The organism is Acidovorax sp. GW835-FHT14G06, from assembly GCF_058793595.1.
The window spans coordinates 62,825-79,828 of the sequence record NZ_JBXAGA010000012.1; the positions used below are offsets into that span (position 1 = coordinate 62,825).

Here is a 17,004-nt window from a genome sequence, read left to right on the forward strand (position 1 = left end):
CCGGGCAGTTACTTCACAACGGTTTCCAGGGTCTGGTCGCGGGTGAACTTGAAGCGCGCCACCATGGCGATCTGGTCGGCCTTCTTGCGCATCTCGGCATCAAAGGCTCCAAAGGGCCCTGCGGCGCGGGCAATGGCTTCGGCGCGGCGGTCCAGCGTACCGTTGCCCGAGCCTTGCACGATCTCGGTGCCCAGCACACGGCCATCGTGATTGACGGTGACGATCATCGTCAACTCGCCATAGAGCTTGCGGCCGCCTTGCTCCGGGAAGTTCTCGGTGCCCTTGTCCTCCACCTTGCGGCGCAGCGCGTCGTAGTACACGGCGTAGGCTTCTTCGCGGGTGGCGGGGCTGATGTAGCGCTTCTTGGGGCGCGAGTTTTCTTCGTTGATGCGTTTTTCGATCTCGGCCAGGAGCTTGACGAGCTGGCGGCGCTTTTCCTGCTCGCTGGCTTGTTCCGCACTCTGGCTGGCCTGGCGTGGATCGGGCGCGGGCATGGTGGCCAGCTGCTTGCGCAACTGGGCCAGCAACTGGGCCTGCTGCTCCTGCATGGCGTCCATCTTGCGCTGGGCTTCTTCGTAGTCGTCACCCACTGTCGTCAATGCGGTGTAGGGCAAGGGGCTGGTGGCCCGGCCTTTTTCCGCATCACCGCCACCTGCCAGATTGGCTTGGGCAATCGCCTGGGCCTTGTCGGGGCGTTCGTTCGATTTGGCGTTGACCAGGATGACTTCGAGCGGCGTGTCCTGGAACACCCGGTTGAAGCCCTCGGGGTCGATGAAGCGCACCGAGATGAGCGCGGCGTGCACGGCGATGGAGACGCCCAGCGCCAGCTGCAGCGTGCTGAAGGTGCGGAGGAAGGCAGGGAGTTTCATCGCCGGCGATTATCAGGGCGTCTGTCTCGTCGCGCGTCAGGCGGACGGGGCGGCCGCAGCGGCTTCGGCGGGTGCCTCGTTCACGTCCACCGCAATGGCAATCGGCCCGGCCACGGTGTCGTCGTCCTCGGCATCGTCCACCGGGCCGTCGTCGCTGGTGTCAGCCGGATCATCCAGGCGCTCGATCACGGTGCCATGGATGTCGAGGGTGATCTCGTCCACCTCGCCCAGTTTGACCTTGAGGCGCGCGCCGCGCGGGAGGTTTTGTGCGCCCAGCACCGGGAAGACCAGCGGGATGTCGTCGGCCCGCACCAAAAAGCTGCCGCCCGGGCCTTCCTTGAAGACGGTGGCGTTCAGCTCGGTGATGCCGTTCTGCTCCACGTATTTCAGCGTCCAGAAACGTTCCATGCCTGCCTGGTAGCCGTTGTAGGCGCTGTAGGCGCCGTCAAAGCTGCTGATGATGGAGAACAGGTCGGCATCCTTGGGCTTGAACGGCGCGGCCAGCGCGGCGGTCTTGCCGTGGCGGGCGCAGGCAATGATCTGCCACTGGTTGACCAGATCGGTGTAGCGGCGCAGCGGCGACGTGGCCCAAGAGTAGGCTTTGACACCAATGCCCGCATGCGGCAGCGCCTTGGTGCCCATGCGCACCTTCACGCCCGGCGCCATGCTGGCCTGGCTGCGGTAGATGCCGGGCACGCCCAGCTCGGCCATCCAGCTGCCCCAGGTGCTGTTGGCCACGATCATGGCCTCGGCCACGATCAGGTCCAGCGGCGCGCCGCGCTGGCGCACGCTGATCTGCACCTGCTCGTCGCCCGTGGGCTCTGCACCGTTGTTGCCCACCAGTCGGAAGTTGTAGTCCGGCCGGTTGAAGTTCTCCGGCTTGCCACGCACGACTTCACGGCGGGCCTTGAGCTCCTTGGCCAAGCGGTACAAAAATGATAGCTGCGGGCGCAGTTCAGACAAGCGCTGAGGGTCGTTTTGGTGCTCAAACGCTGGGTTGCTGAGCCATTCTTCGGTCACCACGCTGTCGAGCTGGTCGTGGCGCAGGTTGGCGGCCACGTGCACGCGCTCGAGCTTGGTCTCCGAGCCCTTGAACTCCAGCGTGGCCTCGTCGATGGTGACGTACAGCGACACGGCCGGGTTGGCGCGGCCCTCGTCCAGCGTGTAGGTCTGCACCACGTCGTCGGGCAGCATGGTGATCTTGTAGCCCGGCATGTACACCGTGGACAAGCGGGCACGGCCCAGCTGGTCGATGGCGCTGCCGGGTTGGATGGCCAGGCCGGGTGCGGCGATGTGGATGCCCAGCACCACGGTGCCCGTGCCCAGGCCTTGGACGGACAACGCATCGTCGATTTCGGTGGTCTGCGAGTCGTCGATGGAATACGCCTGCGCGGTGGACAGCGGCAGTTCGTCCGCAATGGCGGGCGCCGTGACAGCCGGAAAGCCCGTGCCCTTGGGGAAGTTCTCGAACAGAAAGCGCTTCCAGTGGAACTGGTAGGCCGAGTCGATGGCCCCGGCTTTTTGCAGCAGGTCCAGCGGCGCGGTGTGCGTGGCGCGGCTGGCCTCGACCACGGCCTTGTACTCGGGCGCGTTCTTGTCGGGCTTGAACAGGATCTTGTAAAGCTGGTCGCGGATGGGCTGGGGGCATTCGCCCCGGCCCAGTTGCGCGGCCCATTCGTCGATCTGCGCCAAGAGGGCCTTTTTCTTTTCGATGGCGGCCAGCGCCTGCTGCAGGATCTCGGCCGATGCCTTCTTGAACCGACCCTTGCCCGCGCGTCGGAAGTAGTGGGGCGCGTCGTACAGGCGGAACAGCGCACCGGCCTGCTGGGCCAGGGTGGCGTTGGCCGAAAAATAGTCGCGCGCGAGGTCGGCAAAGCCGAACTCGTCTTCGGGCGCGAATTCCCAGGCCAGGTCCAACTCAATGGTCTCGGCCACGGCCTGGGCCTGGGCGATCAGCTCGGCGGGGGCAGGCTTTTCGAACTTCAGAAGGATATTGGCGGCCTTGACCTTGACCCGTTTGCCGGAGTCGAGCTCGACCTGGGCGGATGTATCGGCTTCGGACAGGATACGACCGGCCATGAATTTGCCGGCTTCTTCAAACAATGCGTGCATGGTGTGGATTGTCCCATGGGCGCCATCGGGTACCCGGGCAGCGGCGCATATGATCCACGGCGCGCCATTTCTGCCCCACCCGCCATCCCATGCCCTTTGCTGCCATTGCCACGCCGCTGACACTGCTGGCTCTGGCGTTGCCTTTCCTGTTCTGTTTCACACAGGCGCCCATCAACAACTTCTGGCCCCTGCTGGCGTCGTGGAGCTGCGGCGCAGTGCTGGTGCTCCTGGCATTGGCTCGCTCCGGCGGTTCGCTGGCGCGGGATCTGGAGGCGGGGGATGCTCCGGCTCCGCGACCTCTGGTGTCGAGCCGGATGTTGGCGGCCGGCCTCTTGGTAGCCGCTCTGTTGACTGCGGTCATCGGGCTGCTGCAATACTTTCTGGGCGACCCCGGCCTGCCGGGGGTGCAGCCCTCTACCCTGGGGCAGGCCATTGGCAACCTGCGCCAGCGCAACCAGCAGGCAACGCTGCTGAGCCTGGGCGTTTGGGTGCTGCTTTGGACGCTGGCCCAGGTGCAGGCAAGTCTGGAACACTCGGGCATCGCCACGGCCCCGCAGGGTGTGAAGGCCTGGCCCGGCTGGTTGGCGGGTTTGCTGGTGGCCTGGGGTTTGGCGTTGTTGGCGATTTCGAGTGCTGCCACGGCATCACGCACTGGGGCTGCGCAGTGGCTTTTGCTGCTGGGGCTGATGTGGTGCTGGCGCGGGTCGTGGGGGCGTCTGGCGCTGGGGTTTGGACTGGTTGGTCTGTTTTTGTATGGCGCAGCGGCTTGGCTGCTGCCCCGTTTGCTGCTGGACTGGACAGGGTTTGCGTCCGACGGCCTTTTTATGCGCATTCTGGACGAAGAGCCAGGTTGCACGAGCCGCAGTGTGCTGTGGGCCAATGTGCTGCACCTGATCGCACAAAAGCCCTGGGCGGGTTGGGGCTGGGGCGAGCTGGACTACGCGCACTACATCACGCAGTTTCCAGGTGAGCGGTTTTGCGCGCTGCTGGACAACGCCCACAACCTGCCCTTGCACCTGGCTGTGGAGCTGGGTGTGCCGGTGGCGCTGACCGTTTGTGGAGCGTTGGTCGTGTGGGTGCTGCGCGAAAAGCCCTGGCGCGAGACCGATCGGGCGCGGCAACTGGCCTGGGGCATCTTGGTACTGGTGGGTCTGCACAGCCTGCTGGAGTTTCCGCTGTGGTACGGGCCGTTCCAGCTGGTCACGGTGCTGGCAATCGCGTTGTTGTGGCGCTGGCAGTTGCCCGGCTGGGCAACATCTCTCGGTGCGCGGCGGTTCGTGGCCGCCATCATTTTGGCTGCGCTGGCCCTGGGGTCCTACGTGGGGTGGGACTTTTACCGCGTCAGCCAGCTGTACAAGCCGCTCGCCGACCGGCCGCCGTCCCTGCGCAATGACACCGTGCGCAAAGTGGGCGACACACCGTTTTTCACGGACCAGGTCGATTTTGCGCTGCTGACCACGATAGAGCTTTCGCCCGGCAACGCCGGCCAGGTCTTTGCTGTGGCCAACAAGCTGCTGCACTTTTCACCGGAGCCCCGGGTGATCGAGCCGCTGATCGAGAGCGCAACGATGCTAGGGCTGGATGACGAGGCGGCGTTTCAACTCAAGCGATACCGTGCAGCTTACCCGGCGGACTATGCGCGCTGGCGCGAGCAGGGGCGGCGGCTTTCGTCACACCTCAAGCCTTGACCGGATGTGCGACGGACTGCTGCAGCGCGCTCAGGCCAGCCGCAGGAATTGGCTGAGCAGGGGCAGGTAGTCCCCATAGTTGCCCAGCGCGTGGTCGCCGCCCTCCAGCACCACCTGCTCGGCGTGCGGGTAGCGCCCCGCCATCTCTCGCCAATCCAGCACTTCGTCGCCCTTGGCAATGATGGCGAGCTCCGGGGCTGCGGGCGAGCGATCCCGCACGTCCAGGGCCTGCAACTCGCCGATGTACTCGGGCAGAAAGTAAAACCGCTCGGAGGCGTTGTGCCAGGTAGTCTGCTCTCCAATGTAGCGGGCCAGGTCGCGCGCGGGGTCCACGGCGGGGTTGAGCATCACGCTCGGGCAACCCGCGTGCTGGGCCACCCAACTGGCGTAGAACCCGCCCAGCGACGAGCCAACCACGGCCATGGATTCGCGGGGCCAATCGGCAATGCCCCGCGCCACCAGCCCCATGGCGGCCCGGGGTGATGGCGGCAACTGGGGGCGCCAGAAGGTCACGGTGGGGTGGCGCGCTGCCACATGGGCAGCGGTCTGGCGGGCCTTGGCCGATGCGGGCGACGAGCGAAAACCGTGCAGGTACAGCAGGTGTGTGGTGGTCATGGGTCAGAAAGTGATCGGGGCAGGGGAATCACTGCGTTAGCCGGGCTCGCGCGGGCATAAGATGTGGGCTATAGAGGCGCCACACTGTGCGGCGCCTTGTTTTGCACCTGCACCATGGCCGATTTTGCCCCGCTTTCCACTGCCAGACGATGGGCGCTCGGATCAGGCGACAAGCCTCCTGCTTCACTGGGGCGTTTTGAGCTGAAGAAACAACTGGGCCGGGGCGCCCAGGCCACCGTGTGGCTGGCGCTGGACCCGCGCCTGCAGCGCGAGGTGGCCATCAAGCTCATGCGTCCCATGCAGGATCAGGATCCGTCCGTGCTGGAGCAGTGGCTGCGCGAGGCGCGCCATGTAGGTCGCCTGGCCCACCCCTGCATCGTGCCGGTGTTCGAGGCCGATGTGCAGGGTTCGCAGCCGTACATCGTGTTCGAGTACGTACCGGGCCACACGCTGGCAGAGCACCTCGCCCAGCAAGGGCGCTGCACGCCGCACGACGCCGTGGCGCTTATAGTGGATGTGCTCGATGGCCTGCACGCCGCCCACCTGGCGGGCATCGTGCACCGTGACCTCAAGCCCTCCAACGTGATGATTGACGCCCAGCGCCACGCGAGGGTAATGGATTTCGGCATGGCGGCACCTGTGCAGTCCGCACCGGACGCCCAGCTTGCAAGCGGCACGCCCGCCTACATGGCCCCTGAGGCGGCCGCCGGTGCTGCGCCCACCCCCGCGATGGACGTGTATTCCGCCGCGCTGGTGCTCATCGAATTGCTGACCGGGCACCCGCTCATTCACCAGAAGGACACCTGGCAGGCGTTGTACCGCATTGCCAACGAAAACCTGGCGCTGCCCGCCGATATGGGGCCCGGCGTGGACGACGGTTTGCGTGCCATTTTGCAGCGCGCCATGGCGCGTGACCCGGCGCAGCGCTATGCCACGGCGGCTGATTTTCGGGATGCACTGCGCGCATGGGCGGCACCGGCCAGTGCACCATCGGCCGCCAGCAATGCCACACTCGACTTTCTGCTGCGGCGCATGCGCCACAAGAGCGACTTTCCGGCCTTGTCGGATTCTGTGGCGCGCATCCAGCGTGTGGCCAATTCGGAAGACGACAGCATCAGTGACCTGACCCACGAGATCCTGAAGGACGTGGCGCTCACTAACAAGCTGCTGCGTCTGGTCAATAGCGTGCATTACGCCCACGCCAGCCGGGGCACCATCAGCACCGTGTCGCGCGCGGTGAGCCTGGTGGGCTTCAATGCAGTGCGGAACATGGCGCTGAGCCTGGTGTTGCTGGACCACATGCAGGACAAGGCCCACGCCAGCCAGATGCGCGAGGAATTTTTGCGCGCCATGATGGCGGGCTCGGTCGCGGCCGAGCTGTGCAGCACCAGCCAGGCGGCAGAAGAGGCCTTCATCGGCGCGATGTTCCAGAACCTGGGGCGCATGCTGTGCGAGTTCTACTTTCCCGAAGAGGCCCGGCAGGTGCGCAGCCTGGTGGCCTCGGGGCGCATGGAGGGCGGCGAAGAGGCTGCCTCTGTACAGGTGCTGGGACTGGGGTTTGAGGACCTGGGCGTGGGGGTGGCGCGTGTCTGGAGCCTGCCCGACACCCTGCAGCGCTGCATGCGCAAGCCGCTGGGCTCGCCCATGCAGCGCGCGCCGGAGCAGGGGGTGGAACGCTTGCGCTGGGCCGCCATGGCCGCTAACGAGGTGGCCAGCACCCTGCTGTTCTGCGAACCCGCCCAGCTGGAGGGGCAGCTGGGCCAGGTGGGCACACGCTACGCACGCACTCTGGCTTTGTCAGCCGAAGCCATTGCTGAAGCCACACTGCGCGCGCGCCATAAGCTGGTGGCGTTGGCCGACGCCCTCGACCTGCGCGTGGCGCCTGACACGCCAGCCGCCCGGCTGCTCAAGCTGCCACCGGCCGCAGGCGCGCAGTCCGCGCCTGACGATGCCCTGGGTGCGCATGAGTTGCGGATCAGTGAGACCCAGCCCCTGCCCGCTGTGCTTGAATCCCAGGCCGGTGGTGCGGTGTCTGTGGCCCAGGTCAACGAGGTGCTGGCTGCGGGCATTCAGGACATCACCAATGCCATGGTCGAGAGCTTTCAGCTCAATGACGTGCTGCGCATGATTCTGGAAACCATGTTCCGCGCGCTGGGGTTTCGGCGCATGGTGTTTTGCCTGCGTGACGCCAAAGCGGAGGCGCTGACCGGTCGTTTTGGCCTGGGCGAGGGCAGCGAGTCTGCGGTGCGCGCCATGAAAATACCGCTCAAAACCCAGGGCGACCTGTTTGCTGCGGTGTGCCTGCGTGGCGCCGACACGCTGATCAACGACGCCAACGAACCTCGCATGCAGGCGCGTTTGCCTGATTGGTACCGCAAGGGGCTCAATGCACCATCTTTCCTGCTGTTGCCTTTGCAGATCAAGGGGCAACCCTTTGCGCTGATCTATGCCGACCAGGCCACTGCGGGGGGCATTGTGGTGGACGACAAGGCGCTGGGGCTGCTGCGAACACTGCGCAACCAGGCTGTGATGGCCTTCCGGCAGGCGGGGTGAGCACCCGGCATCCACCCGATAATCGGGGAATGGCCGTCGTTTTTGAAAAGCCCACGCTCACCCAGCGTCTGGCGCCCCTGTTTCGGGGTTTTGATCTTCCTCTCCTGTTGCTGGTGCTGATGCTGGCCAGCGCGGGGTTGCTGGCCATGTATTCGTCGGGTTATGACCACGGCACGCGGTTTGTGGACCACGGGCGCAACATGCTGATTGCGGGCGCCATCCTGTTTATGGTGGCCCAGGTTCCGCCCCAGAAGATCATGGCCTGCGCCGTGCCGCTGTACCTGACCGGGGTGGCACTGCTGGTGGCTGTGGCGCTGTTTGGCATCACCAAAAAAGGGGCTACGCGCTGGATCAATGTGGGTATCGTCATCCAGCCCAGCGAAATCCTCAAGATCGCCATGCCGCTGATGCTGGCCTGGTGGTTCCAGAAGCGCGAAGGCGCGCTGCGCCCGCTGGACTTTGCGGCGGCGGGCCTGCTGCTGGTTGTCCCGGTCGGCCTGGTCATGAAGCAGCCCGACCTGGGTACCTCGCTGCTGGTGCTGGCGGCGGGGCTCTCCGTGATCTTCTTTGCGGGCCTGTCCTGGAGGCTGATCCTGCCGCCGGTGCTGATCGGCGGTCTGGGCATTGCCACCCTGGTGCTGCTGGGCGACCAGCTGTGCGCGGATGGCGTGCGCTGGGTGGTGCTGCATGACTATCAGCAGCAGCGTATCTGCACCTTGCTGGACCCCACCCGAGACCCGCTCGGCAAGGGTTTTCACATCATCCAGGGCATGATCGCCATTGGCTCGGGTGGCCTGTGGGGCAAGGGCTTCATGGCGGGCACGCAGACCCATCTGGAGTTCATTCCTGAACGCACCACCGACTTCATCTTTGCCGCCTATTCCGAAGAGTTTGGCCTGGCTGGCAACCTGTTCTTGCTGGTGTGTTTTCTGCTGCTGGTCTGGCGGGGGCTGGCCATTGCGGCAGGTGCAAACACCTTGTTTGGCCGCCTCATGGGGGGGGCGGTGTCGATGATTTTCTTCACCTATGCCTTTGTGAACATGGGCATGGTGAGCGGCATTCTTCCGGTGGTGGGCGTCCCCTTGCCTTTCATCAGCTACGGCGGCACCGCCATGGTCACTCTGGGGTTGGCGCTGGGCATCCTGATGTCGGTGGCTCGATCCCAGAAGCAGGAAACCAAAGACCCTCTCCCTGCTGCGCTGTAGGGCCTTGTGGGCGTGGTTGCCTGCAGCACGCCCTCGGGGTACAAACCGGCTGGCCAACCGTGTTTTGGCCGCTCAGCATCCGGAGGGTTTTCCCATGGCGGCGAAGTTCGAGCTCAAGAAGTCGAAAAACGACAAATTTGTCTTCAACCTGCTGGCCGCCAACGGTCAGGTCATCCTGACCAGCGAGATGTACGAGTCTCGCGCCAGCGCGCTGGGTGGTATCGAGGCGGTGCGCAAGAATGCCCCGAACGACGGCCGTTTTGGCCGGCTCAGCGCCAAGAACGGCGCGCCGTATTTCACCCTCAAGGCAGGCAATGGACAGGTGATTGGCCAAAGCCAGATGTACTCCGGCGCCAAGGCCCGGGATGCGGGCATCGAGTCGGTGCAGGCCCACGCGGCACAGGCAGGGCTGGATGACCAGACGGCTGCCTGAAGCTGCGAAGCGGACTTGAGGCGCAGGAGGCGCATAGGGGCATGTGGGGCCATCCCGGGCAAGGGCTGGTCACGCGCCTAAAATGCCTTGATGACTTCCCGCTCTACCACTGCCGCGCCCCAGCGTGCGGCCACCAGCCAGCGCATTGATGTTGCCCGTGAACTGCTGCTGACCCCCTTCGGCCTGGATGAAAGCCATTTGGCCCGGGCCCTGGCCGAGATCCGTACCCACCAGGTGGACGATGCGGACCTGTACTTCCAGTACACCCGCAGCGAAGGCTGGAGCCTGGAAGAAGGTATCGTCAAAACGGGTTCTTTCAGCATTGACCAGGGTGTGGGTGTGCGCGCTGTGAGCGGCGAGAAAACGGCCTTTGCCTACTCTGACGACATCTCGGAGTCCTCGCTGCTGGATGCTGCACGTACTGTGCGGTCTATTTCGTCCGCTGCACAGGCGGGTAAAGGACGGGTAGCTCCCAAAAATGTAGCGGCAGGCCGCAGTCTGTACCCAGGCGTGGATCCGATTGCTTCGCTGGACAGCACCGCGAAGGTGGCGTTGCTGGAGCGCCTGGAGCAGCGCGCCCGCGCCAAGGACCCGCGCGTGGCGCAGGTCATGGCAGGGCTTGCCAGCGAATACGACGTGGTGCTCGTGGCGCGTGCCGATGGCACCCTGGCGGCCGATGTGCGGCCGCTGGTACGCCTGTCGGTCACGGTGATCGCCGAGCAGAACGGCCGCCGCGAGATGGGCTCGGCCGGTGGTGGTGGCCGTTTTGGCCTGGCCTATTTCGACGATGAGCAGATGGGCAAGTATGTCGATGAGGCGGTGAATGCGGCACTGGTGAACCTGGAGTCGCGCCCAGCCCCTGCTGGCGAGATGACCGTGGTGCTGGGCTCGGGCTGGCCCGGCATCCTGCTGCACGAGGCGATTGGCCACGGGCTGGAAGGTGACTTCAACCGCAAGGGTTCGAGCGCATTCAGCGGACGCATCGGCCAGCGCGTGGCGGCCAAGGGGGTCACGGTGCTGGACGACGGCACCATTGCCGACCGCCGCGGATCGCTCAACGTGGACGATGAAGGCCACGCCAGCCAGCGCAACGTGCTGATCGAGGACGGCATCCTCAAGGGCTACATCCAGGACTCGCTGAACGCGCGCCTGATGGGCGTCGCGCCCACCGGCAACGGCCGTCGCGAGAGCTACGCCCATATCCCCATGCCGCGCATGACCAACACCTACATGCTGGGTGGCGACAAGGACCCGCAGGAGATCATCGCCAGCATCAAGAAGGGCCTGTACGCCAGCAACTTTGGTGGCGGGCAGGTGGACATCACTTCGGGCAAGTTTGTGTTCTCGGCCAGCGAAGCCTACTGGGTGGAAAACGGCAAGATCCAATATCCCGTGAAGGGCGCCACCATCATTGGCAGCGGCCCCGAGTCGCTCAAGAAGGTGACCATGATCGGCAACGACATGCGCCTTGATAGCGGCGTGGGCACCTGTGGCAAGGAAGGCCAGAGCGTGCCAGTGGGTGTGGGGCAACCTACGCTGCGCATTGAAGGCCTGACGGTGGGCGGTACGGCCTGAGGGTTGCGTTATCAGCCCTGTTGGCTGAGCTGGCGTGGGTGCGTGACTTCGCGTTTTCACCCGCTTTTCAGGGCTTGTACTGCGCGTTGGCCGGCGCACAATGGGTGACACCATGCCTGCCACGCGCCCCAGTCAATTGCTGACGCTCCAGTCGTTTGGAGACATCAGCCGCTTTTTGCGCGAGGGCGTTGCCGATGAGGACTCGCGCCAGCTGCGCGACAGCCTTGGTGCGTTGTCCTCGCAGATCGACGAGGCAGTTCGCATCCGCCGCACCAGCACGGACACCACCGAGATCACGCGCCGCGTGGTGACCTTGTCGCACAGTGCGCGCGAACACCAGCTGTTTTTGACTGGCCTGGGTTCAGCGTGGCATGCGCTGTACGAGTTTGGCGCCTACCAGCGTGCGCTGCGGGAGCTGCGCAACGCCATTGCAGACTGGCAATTGATGCTGGATCGGCGCAGCACCAAGGAGAGCGCCAGCTTTGATCAGTTTGAGCTTCTGGCTTGGCGCACGTTGGGCGAGGCGTTGCTGCTCATCGACATGTACGAGCACCAGAGCGACCCGGCGAGCGACCTGCAGGATGTGCAGCCGCTACGCAAGCCCTCGGCATTGCAACGCGTGCGTGCCTGGTTTCGGGGTGGACGCCGATGAATCGTCCCGGTCCGATGCGTGCTGGGCGGATGCGTGTCGTGCATTTGCAACAACCCTGGGGGCTGAACCTCCGCACTCCTGTGCTACATTGATTGCCATGCAAGTTCGCAGCGCGTTTTACTTTTGGTTTTTTATCTCGGTCCCCGGCGGATGAGAGGAAAACGCGCAAGCACACACAACCTCCCCATACCAACCGCCGACGCTGCAAAGCCCGGCGGTTTTTGTTTTTCAGCCCTCTCTTTTTTCCATCCACTCCAACCGACTCCACGAGGAAGCAACCATGACGGCCACTACCAATCCCACCAGCGATGCCTGGTACCGCAGCGTCGAAAAAACCAGCCAGACCGACGACGAACGTATCAAGGACATCACCGTGTTGCCTCCTCCCGAGCATCTGATCCGCTTCTTCCCGATCGGCGGCACGCCGGTCGAGACGCTGATCACCCAGACCCGCAAGAACATCCACAACATCATGGCGAGCAAGGACGACCGCCTGCTGGTGGTGATTGGCCCTTGCTCTATCCACGATCCCGCCGCCGCTGTCGAGTACGCCCGCCGCCTGATGGCCGTGCGCACCCAGTACGCTGACACGCTGGAAATCGTGATGCGCGTGTACTTCGAAAAGCCACGCACCACCGTGGGCTGGAAGGGGCTCATCAATGACCCTTACCTGGACGAAAGCTACCGCATCGACGAAGGGCTGCGCATTGCGCGCCAGCTGCTCATCGAGATCAATCGCCTGGGCATGCCTGCCGGCAGCGAGTTCCTGGATGTGATTTCGCCCCAGTACATCGGCGACCTGATCAGCTGGGGCGCGATTGGCGCGCGCACTACCGAGAGCCAGGTACACCGCGAGCTGGCCTCCGGCATCTCGGCCCCCATCGGCTTCAAGAATGGCACGGACGGCAACATCCGCATCGCCACCGACGCCATCCAGTCGGCCAGCCGAGGCCACCACTTCCTGTCGGTGCACAAGAACGGCCAGGTCGCCATCGTGAACACCAAGGGCAACAAAGACTGCCATGTGATCCTGCGCGGCGGCAAGACGCCCAACTACGACGCCGCCAGCGTAGCCGCTGCCTGCAAGGACCTCGAAGCCGCCAAGTTGCCCGCCACGCTGATGGTGGACTGCAGCCACGCCAACAGCAGCAAGCAGCACGAAAAGCAGCTCGATGTGGCCCGCGATGTCGCTGTGCAGGTGGCTGGCGGTTCGCGCAGCGTGTTCGGCCTGATGATCGAAAGCCACCTGACGGCAGGTGCGCAAAAGTTCACGCCCGGCAAGGACGACCCCTTGGCACTCGAATATGGCAAGAGCATCACCGACGCCTGCCTGGGCTGGGACGCCTCGCTGCAAGCGCTGGCCGAGCTGTCGGACGCCGTGAAGGCGCGTCGCGCCCGCTGAACGCTGGGTCCATCGCAGGGTCTAAACTTGTAATCTGCGCCTCTCGCTGCACATCATGTGCAGCTGCAAGCCTGAGTTACCGCAAAAAACGCAGAAAGGCGATTCATCATGCACAGCGAAGTGTCGGTCAAACTGGCCGCAGACCAAGAATACCGTTTTACCCTGGAGGGCGCCGAGCCCATGGCCCACGAGGCCGGGCGGCGCTGGCTCGACGACCAGTTCATCGCGCTGGACTGCGAGCCTCTGCGTGCCAGTGGCAAGGTGCTGCTGGCCGACAAGGTGCTGACGGTGGCCCGTGCTGCCGGTACTGCGCTGATGCAGGATCCGGTATGGTTCCGCGACTTTGCGCGCGCCACCAGTGCCGCCCTTGCCAAGCCCATCGTGCGGGTGGATGTGCCGGGCATGGCGGTCACGTTCTGACCGCCATTCAATAGAAATCGACTGCTGGTGCTAGTGAAATATGCGCTGACAGCTATTATTTTTGCAGTGCTTGCAGCAGCTTGGCATGGATGCCGCCAAAGCCGCCATTGCTCATGCACACCACATGGTCGCCCGGGCGCGCGGCCTGGGTGACCTGGGCCACCAGCGTATCGATGTCCGGGGCTGTCTGGGCCCTCTGGCCGGGGCCGACGCCCAGCGGTGCCAGCGCCTGCGCAGCATCCCAGTCCAGCCCCGCCGTGTGGCAAAAAGCCAGGTCGGCGGGCTCCAGCGCCCAGGGCAGCTGGCTTTTCATCGCGCCCAGCTTCATGGTGTTGCTGCGGGGTTCGAACACCGCCAGGATGCGTGCAGAGGCGCCCAGGCTGCGCCGCAGGCCGTCCAGGGTGGTGCGCAATGCGGTGGGGTGGTGGGCAAAGTCGTCGTACACGGCCACGCCGCCCACCATGCCACGCAGCTCCATGCGCCGCTTGACGTTCTGAAAACTGCCCAAGGCTGCGGCGGCCTGCCCGGGCGCCACGCCCACGTGGTGGGCCGCTGCCATGGCGGCCAGCGCATTGAGCTGGTTGTGCACGCCGGTCAGCGTCCATTCCACGCGCGCCACGGTTTGCCCCTGGTGCACCACATCAAAGGCCTGCGGGTCGCCCACGGCGTGAAAGTCGCTGACTGCGGCGCCAAAGCTGGTCACTTCGCTCCAGCAGCCGGTGTGCAGCACGCGTACCAGGCTGTCTTCCAGGCCATTGACCACTACGCGCCCCGACGGCGGCACAGTGCGCACCAGATGGTGGAACTGACGCTCAATGGCGGCGAGGTCGTCAAAGATGTCCGCGTGGTCGAACTCCAGGTTGTTCAGCACCGCGGTGCGCGGCCGGTAGTGCACGAATTTGCTGCGTTTGTCGAAAAAGGCGGTGTCGTATTCGTCGGCCTCGATCACAAACAGTGGCGCTGCTCCCTGGGGCGCGGTGGTGGGGGCTGGGCGCCTCGGTGTCCCCAGGCGTGCGGACACACCAAAGTTCAATGGCACCCCGCCGATCAGAAAGCCGGGTTGTTGTCCCGCGGACTCGAGAATCCACGCCAGCATCGACGTGGTCGTGGTCTTGCCATGGGTGCCCGCCACTGCCAGCACATGGCGACCCTGCAGTACATGCTCGGCCAGCCATTGGGGGCCGCTGGTGTAGGGCAGTCCCGCGTCCAGAATGGCTTCCATGAGCGGAAACTTGGGGGAGCCGTCGGCTAGCCGTACCCGGCTGACAACATTGCCCACCACGAACATGTCGGGCTGGAGCGCGAGCTGGTCGGCCCCAAAGCCCTCGATCAGGTCGATGCCCAATGCGCGGAGCTGGTCGCTCATGGGCGGATAGACCCCAGCGTCGCAGCCCGTCACCTTGTGGCCCGCCTCGCGCGCCAAGGCTGCCAGGCCTCCCATGAACGTGCCGCAGATGCCCAGTATGTGTATATGCATGGGCGCAGATTCTAAAGCCGGGGTCCCGTGTGCCGTTCAAGGCTAAAGTGGCAGCTGGCGCCGGTTCCATCTGCCTGAGATGCTCTCAAAACAATAGTCTTTCAGGTCAACGGGTGTTGGGGTCGCTGGGGGGCTGGGGTCATCACCCGCAGTGTCACGGCTTCACGCCACAATGCGGGTTCTTTTGTTGCCCCTGTCTGCCATGCACACACCTTTGAGCGAAGAAATCGCCCACACCACGGCCCGCCTGGTAGTGGAAGAGGGCCTGGAATGGGGCCCTGCCAAGCGCCGTGCGCTGCGGCAGATGGGTCTGCCAGCCCGTACCCCGCTGCCGGACAACGATCTGGTGGAAGAGGCTGTGCGCGAGTACATCCAGCTCTTTTGTGCCGACACCCAGCCGCGCGAGCTGCGGGCTTTGCGCCAACTGGCCCTGGTGTGGATGGAGCGCATGGCGGCTTTCCGGCCGCATCTGGCGGGTGCGGTCTGGCACGGCACGGCCACACGCCTGTCGGACATTTACCTGCAGTTGTTCTGCGATGACCCCAAATCGGCAGAGATTGCGCTGATCGATCATCATGTTGACTACGAACCCCGCACGGTTACAGGATTTCATGGCGAATCGGTAGAGGCCCTGAGCCTGGGCAGCAAATCGCCCGAACTCAATGAAATGATTGGTGTGCACCTGCTGATCTACGATCTTGACGATCTGCGGGGCGCTCTCAAACCTGATACCAAAGGCCGCACTCCGCGCGGTGACATAACGGCAGTGCGCCGCTTGATCCAGGAAACCACGACCCCATGACCCAGCCTGCTGAATCTCCCGAACCTGTGACTCCTGGCGCCGTCCCGCCCACTGCTGCGCGCAGGCGGTTTTTGTATGCCGGGGTGGCAGGCGCTGCCGCTTTGGGGGGCGCGGGTTTGGCATGGTGGAAGTTCCAGCCCCATGCCGTGGAGCCGGGGGCTGAGCAGGCGCTCTGGGGTCTGGAATTTGACACCCCCACCGGGGGTACCTTGGCCATGAAGTCATTGGCGGGCAAGCCTTTGCTGCTCAACTTTTGGGCCACCTGGTGCCCGCCTTGTGTGGAGGAGTTGCCCATGCTCAACGCCTTCTATCGCGAACAATCCGCCAAAGGTTGGCAAGTGCTGGGTTTGGCCATTGACCAACCTTCGGCGGTGCGCAAGTTTCTGACGCGCATTCCACTGGACTTCCCGGTAGGACTGGCCGGTTTGGGCGGCACGGACCTGGGGCGATCGCTGGGCAACCTGACCGGAGGCCTGCCGTTCACCGTGGTCCTTGGTGGGGAGGGGAAGGTGCTACATCGTAAAATGGGGCAGGTGACCGCCCAGGACTTGCAGCTTTGGGCGGGTTTGGGCTGAGGGTTCGTGCCGATTAAGCAGTCGCCTTCTGGGGGCTTTGGAGCGCGCCCTTCTCTCCGTGAGGTGGCACTTTTCCATGTTGAAGTTCATGAAAAATGCGCGTGGAAGACTGCGATAGGGTGAAATTGGAGTAAATTCGCGCCCTATTCAGTTTTATAGCCGTTGGAGCTTCCATGGATCTGCGAAAACTCAAAACCCTCATCGATCTCGTGTCCGAGTCGAACGTGTCCGAACTCGAAATCACCGAGGCCGAGGGCAAAGTCCGCATCGTCAAGAGCGGTGGTGCTGTGGTTCAGCAGTATGTGCCCGCCCCGGTTGCAGCCCCTGCCGCTGCGCCTGCTGCCGCGCCCGTGGCGGAATTGCCCGCCCCCCCCGCAGCCGCAGCACCTACCGGCCACATCGTCAAGTCGCCCATGGTGGGCACCTTCTACCGCTCGTCCAGCCCTGGCGCCAAGGCTTTTGTCGAGGTGGGCAGCCAGGTCAAGGAAGGCGAGACCATCTGCATCATCGAGGCCATGAAGATCCTCAACGAGATCGAAGCCGACAAGTCGGGCACCGTCACCCGCATCCTGGGCGAGAACGGCCAAGCCGTGGAATACGGACAGCCGCTGTTCGTCATCGAATAA

The 17,004-nt window shown here is 64.4% G+C and carries 15 protein-coding genes; 11 read left to right on the top strand and 4 right to left on the bottom strand.

The annotated features are described in order from the left end of the window. Positions 1–8: 8 nt before the first annotated feature. Positions 9–869 carry an energy transducer TonB gene (locus tag AC1Q64_RS20015; protein WP_492252543.1) on the bottom strand — a complete coding sequence of 287 codons (861 nt, stop codon included), beginning with the start codon at positions 867–869 and terminating at the stop codon, positions 9–11. Positions 870–905: 36 nt separating this feature from the next. Next, positions 906–2,981 (bottom strand): ribonuclease catalytic domain-containing protein, encoded by a 2,076-nt coding sequence (locus AC1Q64_RS20020; protein ID WP_492252544.1) that lies wholly within the window; start codon positions 2,979–2,981, stop codon positions 906–908. A gap of 89 nt (positions 2,982–3,070) precedes the next feature. Here AC1Q64_RS20020 and AC1Q64_RS20025 point away from each other — a divergent pair, with 89 nt between their 5' ends. Next, complete coding sequence (locus tag AC1Q64_RS20025; protein ID WP_492252545.1) at positions 3,071–4,669, top strand: Wzy polymerase domain-containing protein; 1,599 nt, start codon at positions 3,071–3,073, stop codon at positions 4,667–4,669. A 30-nt stretch (positions 4,670–4,699) separates the two neighbouring features. On the opposite strand, the gene AC1Q64_RS20030 is transcribed toward AC1Q64_RS20025, so the two are convergent. Beyond that, on the bottom strand, positions 4,700–5,284 hold the full coding sequence (locus tag AC1Q64_RS20030) for a YqiA/YcfP family alpha/beta fold hydrolase (protein WP_492252546.1): 585 nt from the start codon (positions 5,282–5,284) through the stop codon (positions 4,700–4,702). A gap of 114 nt (positions 5,285–5,398) precedes the next feature. Between AC1Q64_RS20030 and AC1Q64_RS20035 the strand changes: the two genes are divergently transcribed. The 7 genes from AC1Q64_RS20035 (at position 5,399) to AC1Q64_RS20065 (ending at position 13,524) form a co-directional block, all read left to right on the top strand. Further along, on the top strand, positions 5,399–7,837 hold the full coding sequence (locus AC1Q64_RS20035; protein WP_492252547.1) for a protein kinase domain-containing protein: 2,439 nt from the start codon (positions 5,399–5,401) through the stop codon (positions 7,835–7,837). A 29-nt stretch (positions 7,838–7,866) separates the two neighbouring features. Next, positions 7,867–9,042: a rod shape-determining protein RodA gene (gene rodA / locus AC1Q64_RS20040; protein ID WP_291433004.1), complete on the top strand. Its 1,176-nt coding sequence runs from the start codon at positions 7,867–7,869 to the stop codon at positions 9,040–9,042. 94 nt (positions 9,043–9,136) lie between these two features. Beyond that, positions 9,137–9,475, top strand: a complete 339-nt coding sequence (locus AC1Q64_RS20045) for a YegP family protein (RefSeq protein ID WP_291433003.1) — start codon at positions 9,137–9,139, stop codon at positions 9,473–9,475. Positions 9,476–9,565: 90 nt separating this feature from the next. Next, on the top strand, positions 9,566–11,050 hold the full coding sequence (gene tldD / locus AC1Q64_RS20050) for a metalloprotease TldD (RefSeq protein WP_492252548.1): 1,485 nt from the start codon (positions 9,566–9,568) through the stop codon (positions 11,048–11,050). A gap of 112 nt (positions 11,051–11,162) precedes the next feature. Beyond that, the gene (locus AC1Q64_RS20055; protein ID WP_492252549.1) at positions 11,163–11,702 is read left to right on the top strand and encodes a hypothetical protein; all 540 of its coding nucleotides are present in this window, start codon (positions 11,163–11,165) and stop codon (positions 11,700–11,702) included. Positions 11,703–11,982: 280 nt separating this feature from the next. Then, positions 11,983–13,104, top strand: coding sequence for a 3-deoxy-7-phosphoheptulonate synthase (locus tag AC1Q64_RS20060; protein WP_492252550.1), 1,122 nt, complete (start codon positions 11,983–11,985; stop codon positions 13,102–13,104). A 108-nt stretch (positions 13,105–13,212) separates the two neighbouring features. Further along, on the top strand, positions 13,213–13,524 hold the full coding sequence (locus tag AC1Q64_RS20065) for a hypothetical protein (RefSeq protein ID WP_492252551.1): 312 nt from the start codon (positions 13,213–13,215) through the stop codon (positions 13,522–13,524). A gap of 55 nt (positions 13,525–13,579) precedes the next feature. On the opposite strand, the gene mpl is transcribed toward AC1Q64_RS20065, so the two are convergent. Continuing rightward, positions 13,580–15,001 (bottom strand): UDP-N-acetylmuramate:L-alanyl-gamma-D-glutamyl-meso-diaminopimelate ligase, encoded by a 1,422-nt coding sequence (mpl, locus tag AC1Q64_RS20070; RefSeq protein ID WP_291432994.1) that lies wholly within the window; start codon positions 14,999–15,001, stop codon positions 13,580–13,582. A gap of 202 nt (positions 15,002–15,203) precedes the next feature. Between mpl and AC1Q64_RS20075 the strand changes: the two genes are divergently transcribed. The 3 genes from AC1Q64_RS20075 (at position 15,204) to accB (ending at position 17,004) form a co-directional block, all read left to right on the top strand. After that, positions 15,204–15,803, top strand: a complete 600-nt coding sequence (locus AC1Q64_RS20075) for a hypothetical protein (protein WP_492252552.1) — start codon at positions 15,204–15,206, stop codon at positions 15,801–15,803. Further along, complete coding sequence (locus tag AC1Q64_RS20080; RefSeq protein WP_291432990.1) at positions 15,800–16,378, top strand: TlpA family protein disulfide reductase; 579 nt, start codon at positions 15,800–15,802, stop codon at positions 16,376–16,378. Before AC1Q64_RS20075 ends, AC1Q64_RS20080 begins: the two co-directional genes overlap by 4 nt. Before the next feature lie 173 nt (positions 16,379–16,551). Beyond that, positions 16,552–17,004, top strand: coding sequence for an acetyl-CoA carboxylase biotin carboxyl carrier protein (gene accB / locus AC1Q64_RS20085; RefSeq protein ID WP_056066347.1), 453 nt, complete (start codon positions 16,552–16,554; stop codon positions 17,002–17,004).

Excerpts from the sequence above, each read along its gene's own strand:
- AC1Q64_RS20075 (WP_492252552.1), top strand. The coding sequence starts at position 15,204 with ATGCACACACCTTTGAGCGAAGAAATCGCCCACACCACGGCCCGCCTG.
- AC1Q64_RS20055 (WP_492252549.1), top strand. The coding sequence starts at position 11,163 with ATGCCTGCCACGCGCCCCAGTCAATTGCTGACGCTCCAGTCGTTTGGA.
- tldD (WP_492252548.1), top strand. The coding sequence starts at position 9,566 with ATGACTTCCCGCTCTACCACTGCCGCGCCCCAGCGTGCGGCCACCAGC.
- mpl (WP_291432994.1), bottom strand. The coding sequence starts at position 15,001 with ATGCATATACACATACTGGGCATCTGCGGCACGTTCATGGGAGGCCTG.
- AC1Q64_RS20030 (WP_492252546.1), bottom strand. The coding sequence starts at position 5,284 with ATGACCACCACACACCTGCTGTACCTGCACGGTTTTCGCTCGTCGCCC.
- AC1Q64_RS20045 (WP_291433003.1), top strand. The coding sequence starts at position 9,137 with ATGGCGGCGAAGTTCGAGCTCAAGAAGTCGAAAAACGACAAATTTGTC.
- AC1Q64_RS20080 (WP_291432990.1), top strand. The coding sequence starts at position 15,800 with ATGACCCAGCCTGCTGAATCTCCCGAACCTGTGACTCCTGGCGCCGTC.
- AC1Q64_RS20025 (WP_492252545.1), top strand. The coding sequence starts at position 3,071 with ATGCCCTTTGCTGCCATTGCCACGCCGCTGACACTGCTGGCTCTGGCG.
- AC1Q64_RS20060 (WP_492252550.1), top strand. The coding sequence starts at position 11,983 with ATGACGGCCACTACCAATCCCACCAGCGATGCCTGGTACCGCAGCGTC.
- AC1Q64_RS20065 (WP_492252551.1), top strand. The coding sequence starts at position 13,213 with ATGCACAGCGAAGTGTCGGTCAAACTGGCCGCAGACCAAGAATACCGT.
- accB (WP_056066347.1), top strand. The coding sequence starts at position 16,552 with ATGGATCTGCGAAAACTCAAAACCCTCATCGATCTCGTGTCCGAGTCG.
- AC1Q64_RS20035 (WP_492252547.1), top strand. The coding sequence starts at position 5,399 with ATGGCCGATTTTGCCCCGCTTTCCACTGCCAGACGATGGGCGCTCGGA.
- AC1Q64_RS20020 (WP_492252544.1), bottom strand. The coding sequence starts at position 2,981 with ATGCACGCATTGTTTGAAGAAGCCGGCAAATTCATGGCCGGTCGTATC.
- AC1Q64_RS20015 (WP_492252543.1), bottom strand. The coding sequence starts at position 869 with ATGAAACTCCCTGCCTTCCTCCGCACCTTCAGCACGCTGCAGCTGGCG.
- rodA (WP_291433004.1), top strand. The coding sequence starts at position 7,867 with ATGGCCGTCGTTTTTGAAAAGCCCACGCTCACCCAGCGTCTGGCGCCC.